This window comes from uncultured Amaricoccus sp., assembly GCF_937858865.1.
GTDB lineage: Bacteria > Pseudomonadota > Alphaproteobacteria > Rhodobacterales > Rhodobacteraceae > Amaricoccus.
The window spans coordinates 1-3006 of record NZ_CALLYO010000369.1; the positions used below are offsets into that span (position 1 = coordinate 1).

The 3006-nt window shown below is 69.9% G+C and carries 3 protein-coding genes; 2 read left to right on the forward strand and 1 reads right to left on the reverse strand.

All coding sequences use genetic code 11. The features are described from left to right. The first annotated feature begins 25 nt into the window (after nucleotides 1-25). Nucleotides 26-1549 carry a PLP-dependent aminotransferase family protein gene (locus Q0112_RS10540; protein WP_297974940.1) on the forward strand — a complete coding sequence of 508 codons (1524 nt, stop codon included), beginning with the start codon at nucleotides 26-28 and terminating at the stop codon, nucleotides 1547-1549. Nucleotides 1550-1596: 47 nt separating this feature from the next. On the opposite strand, the gene Q0112_RS10545 is transcribed toward Q0112_RS10540, so the two are convergent. Continuing rightward, a complete protein-coding gene (locus Q0112_RS10545; protein WP_297974942.1) occupies nucleotides 1597-2508 on the reverse strand; it encodes a LysR family transcriptional regulator in 912 nt (303 codons plus the stop codon). Between the two features lie 101 nt (nucleotides 2509-2609). Here Q0112_RS10545 and Q0112_RS10550 point away from each other — a divergent pair. Then, nucleotides 2610-3006 (forward strand): arginase family protein (locus tag Q0112_RS10550; protein ID WP_297974944.1); only part of this gene is annotated, 397 nt, incomplete at its 3' end.

The window sequence follows — 3006 nt, forward strand, 5'->3', positions numbered from 1 at the left end:
GTTGGCGTGGCCGGGATGGCGGGGAATGACGAAGCGACAGTCAGGGGCACTCTTGACGCGAATACGGCTGGATCGCGATGGCCCCATGCCGGTGTCGCGCCAGCTCGAGGACCAGCTGCGGGACCTGATCCGCGCCGGTCAGCTGCCCGGCGGGACGCGGCTGCCTTCCAGCCGCGCGCTCGCCGCCGAGCTCGGCGTGTCACGCCCGACGGTGGTCGTGGTGCTGGAACGGCTAGAGGCCGAGGGCTTCCTCGAGATGCGGCGCGGCGCGGGCACCTTCGTGGCGCACGCGCCCCCGTCCCACTTGCCGCCTGTGCCAGACCGGCCGGCCAACCAGGGCGCAGAGAGCAGCGGTCCGCCGCGATCGTCCGGCATCGGCGCGCGGCTCCTGACGCTCGATGCCGACGTCGATGTCCGGGAGGACCGGGCATTCCTGCCGAACACGCCCGCCTACGATCACTTCCCGTTCGCGCTCTGGCAGAACTGCGTGAACCGGCAGACCCGCCGGGCCTATCGCGGCAACATGGGCTATGCCGAGCCGGCGGGCTACGAGCCCCTGCGCCGCGCGATCGCCACCTACCTCGCCCTGCACCGGAGCGACGCCTGCGACCCGGAGCAGATCGTCATCACGCCGGGGGCGCATGCCGCCTTCATGATCGCCGTGCAGTTGCTGACCGATCCGGGGGACGGGCTCCTGTTCGAGGATCCGGGTCCGTTCATCGCCCGGCACCTGTTCGAGACGCTCGGCCGCCGGCTGGTCCATGTCCCCGTCGACGACGACGGAATGGACTTCGAGGCCACGGTGGCCGGGACCCGCGACGTGCGCCTGGCCTTCGCCATGCCCTCGCGCCAGCACCCGCTCGGCCGCACCCTGTCGGTTCCCCGCCGGCAGCGCCTGCTGGACTGGGCGCGGGCCAACGACGCCTGGATCATCGAGGACGACTACGACAGCGAGTTCCGCTACACGGGACGGCCGCTGCCATCGATGCGCAGCATCGACGGCGGGGGGAGGACGATCTATGTCGGCACGTTCAGCAAGGCGCTGTTCCCGGCGCTGCGCGTCGGCTACTTCGTCCTGCCGCCGGCCCTCGTGGGCATGTTCCGCAACGCCATGGCGCTCGTCTTCCGCAGCATGCCGGTCGCACCGCAGATGGCGCTCGCCGACTTCATCGCGGACGGTCACTTCGCCAGCCACCTGCGCCGGATGCGCGAGCTCTACACCGAGCGGCGCGCACGCTTCATCGAGGTGGCGGAGCAGGTTTCGGGCGGGCTCTACCGGGTCGAGAGGCCGGACAGCGGCATGAACGTGGTGGCCTGGCTGCCCGAAGGGTGCGACGACCGCGAGGCATCGCGCCGCGGGGTGGCGGCCGGCGTTCACTGCTATCCGCTGAGCGACTACGCCGTGAAGCCGCTCCCCCGGCCGGGGCTGCTCATCGGCTTCACCGGCGTTGCACAGCACCAGCTCGCCCCGGGGCTGCAGCGTCTGGGCGTTGCGGTCTCGGCGGCGCTCGCAACCCACGAAGGACATCCGCGCCGGCCGGCGACATGACCTCGCGTCGCGGCGCGGGTCGAGCCGGGCGGGGCCGACACCGTCCCTCAGGATGCCCCTCCACGAACCCGCCCGGTAAGGCATCCCGCGAGGACAGCGACGGCCGGGACGCGCTCCCTACGGGGACGCACGACCTGGAAGCGATCGAGGAAGGTGAAGCGATCCGGTGCCATTGCGCGCATGGCGCCTTCGGCGACCCACTGCCGAGCGAAGTGGGTCGGAAGGAACGAGAGGTAGGCCCCGCCGACGATCAGAAGGGCCGTGCCTTCCATATGTGCGGTCACCGCGGTCCAGTGGAAGTCGACGCCGCAGATCGGCTCCTCGGTCATGTAGGAGCGGCCGGCGAAGGGGTAGCCGGCCAGTGATTCGGGGGTGACGGCGTCGTCGTCGGCGTCGAACAGCGGGTGGCCCCGGCCGCAGTAGAGCCGCTGCTCCTCGTCGAAGAGGTCGGTCGCCTGCATGTGCGCGGGATACCGCTGCGAGGGGCAGAGAACGACGTGGTAGCGGCCGCTCAGCAGGCCCTGGGCGAGCGTCTGCGGCGCGGCGATGTCGATCTCGAGCCGCACCCTGGGCGCGGCGCGCTGGAAGTCGGCGAGCGCGGCGGCCAAGTCGATCGCCGGATTTGTGTGCATCGCATCGACGGTTCCGAAGTGTAGGACCCCGGACAGTTCGCCGCGCTCGGCCGCCACCGAACCTTGAAAGCTCTCGATCGAGCCGAAGAGATCGAGCATCGCCGAGTGCACGCGCTTGCCCGCGTCGGTCAGGAAGAACCCGCTGCGGCCGCGTTCGCAGAGCCGTACGCCCAGCCGCTGCTCGAGCAGCTTCATGTGCGAGCTGATCGTGGCCTGGGTCATCCCCAGCGCGTCCTGCGCGGCGGAGAAGCCGTTGTGGCGCACGACCATCTGGAAGACGCGCAGGAGCCTGAGGTCGAGGTCGAACAGGGAGGGCGTGCGCCTCATGCATTGAGGATTGTAAAAGTGAACGTTCGGTCAAGCTGATTTTTCGATGTGGGGCCCCTTGGTACCGTCAGCGCGTAGGAAAGACACCAGGGGGGCGGCGAATGGCCGATCATGGTTACGAGAGCGGCAGATTGAACCTGCCCTTTGTCGGCATCTCGACGTTTGGAAAATACCCCTATCAGCCCGACTGGGACGCGATCGACGCCGACGTGGCAGTCCTCGGTGCGCCCTTCGACTTCGGAACGCAGTGGCGGGCCGGCGCGCGCTTCGGCCCGCGTGCGATCCGCGAAGCCTCGACGCTCTTCTCGTTCGGTCACGGCGGCGCCTACGACCACGAGGACGACGTCACCTACCTGCCAGCCGGCAGCGTGCGGATCGTCGACCTCGGGGATGCCGACATCGTCCACACCGACACGACGAAGAGCCACGCGAACATCGAAGCGGGCGTCCGGCGCATCCTTGCCGCCGGCGCGCTGCCGGTGGTGCTCGGCGGCGACC